Genomic DNA, 1,681 nt, shown 5'->3' with positions numbered 1-1,681 from the left:
TTCAGGGTCAGCTCCCCGAGCCCGAGGGCATGCGCCATACCGGAGGACAGCGCCGAGGCGGCCGCTATTGCTAACACCAGTTTGCGAACTTGAACCATAGCTCATCCTTAGTTTGAACATTCCTCGGCCAGCGAGAAGGTGTTGATAGTCGCTGCCGTAAGGCATTGCGCGCGGCGACGAAGGGTCGTCGCGCGCGATTGTTTCGTGCATGCCCCGGAAAGCCCCGCAGGGTGGCTGACCTTCAGCATCCCGGCAAGCATGACGCCGACCCGGAATCATTCGAAAATTGTTGCCAAGTATCTTTTACAGCAGGTCTTTTATCAACAATTCGGCCAGCTGCACAGCATTGAGCGCGGCCCCTTTGCGTACGTTATCTGACGTCAGCCACAAATTAAGTTCCGACAGGTCGTCGATACCGTGGCGAACCCGACCAACGTAGACCACATCCTGCCCTACCGCATCGCCGACCGGTGTCGGGTAATCACCCGCCTCGACCAGTTCGATACCGGGTGCATCCTCCAGCGCGGCATTGACTTTCACCAGATCGATAGCGCTTGCAGACTGCAGGGTCACGCTAAAGCTATCGCCAAAAAACACCGGGGCTTGAATGCAAGTGACAGAAATTTTCAGCGAAGGCAGCGCCAGCACCTGACGCAGTTCACGCACCAGGCGTTTTTCCAGCAGTGTATGGCCCTGCTCGTCCGGCTTGCCGACTTGCGCCAGCAAATTGAAAGCCATCTGCCGATCGAAGAATTTGGGTTCCAGTGGACGCACGTTGAGCAGTTCGGCGGTCTGTCGCGCCAGTTCGCTCACCGCTTCACGGCCTTGGGCAGACACTGCCAGGTTGGCGGTCAGGTTGATGCGCTGCAAGTCGAGCAAATCCAGCAGCGGCGCCAGCATCACCGCCAATGTGGTAGCCGACGGACTCGGGCTGCTGACCTGAAACGGTTTTTTCAGGCCAGCCAGCACTTGGGCATTGGCTTCCGGCACCACTTGCGGCGCCTGATCGGCGGGCAAGGCGCCGGACAGGTCGATGATCGAGCAACCGGCCGCCGCGGCACGGGAGGCGAAACTCAAGCTGGCCGCCGGACCTGCGGCGAAGAACACCAGCTGCACCTTGCCGAAGTCGAACTCATCGACCTCTCGCACCCGCACATTCTTGCCCCGGAACGGCACCGAACTGCCAGCGGACTCACTGCTGGCCAACAGGTGCAGGTCGCCGACCGGGAAATCGCGCTCTTCGAGTATCTGCACCAGCGTTTCGCCAACAGTACCGGTGGCGCCGATCACGGCAATATCAATGGACTGGCTCATGGTTCTACCTCTGGCGAAACGGCGGGAGCGGCACTTTACCGGGTGGTGGGTGTACAGGCAATTTCTGCCCACCACGATCGTTCCCACGCTCTGCGTGGGAATGCATCCCGTGACGCTCCGCGTCACAGCCTCGACAGCGGACGCAGAGCGTCCATGGCGGCACTCCCACGCAGAGCGTGGGAACGATCGGACGCGGGGCGTGGGAATGATCGGTGGGGATAAAAAAACCCGCACCTCCTTCAAGGCGCGGGTTCTTTCATTGCAGCTATCGATCAACGCTCAAGCAGAATCCGCAACATGCGACGCAGCGGCTCGGCCGCGCCCCACAGCAGTTGGTCGCCAACGGTGAACGCGCCGACGAACTGCG

General features: G+C 60.6%; 2 protein-coding genes. Both read right to left on the bottom strand.

Going from position 1 to position 1,681, the window contains the following annotated elements:
- Positions 1 to 303: 303 nt before the first annotated feature.
- Entirely contained in the window at positions 304 to 1,314 is a 1,011-nt protein-coding gene (locus D8V06_RS29715; protein ID WP_130932372.1) for an aspartate-semialdehyde dehydrogenase, read from the bottom strand.
- 272 nt (positions 1,315 to 1,586) lie between these two features.
- Positions 1,587 to 1,681 (bottom strand): hypothetical protein (locus D8V06_RS30995; protein ID WP_241667883.1); only part of this gene is annotated, 95 nt, incomplete at its 5' end.

It is taken from the genome of Pseudomonas sp. Sample_24, assembly GCF_004307605.1.
In the GTDB taxonomy this organism is placed as follows: Bacteria; Pseudomonadota; Gammaproteobacteria; order Pseudomonadales; family Pseudomonadaceae; genus Aquipseudomonas.
Note: the sequence above shows the minus strand (reverse complement) of the source record. Positions and strands in the feature narration are given on the sequence as shown.

Excerpts from the sequence above, each read along its gene's own strand:
- D8V06_RS29715 (WP_130932372.1), bottom strand. The coding sequence starts at position 1,314 with ATGAGCCAGTCCATTGATATTGCCGTGATCGGCGCCACCGGTACTGTT.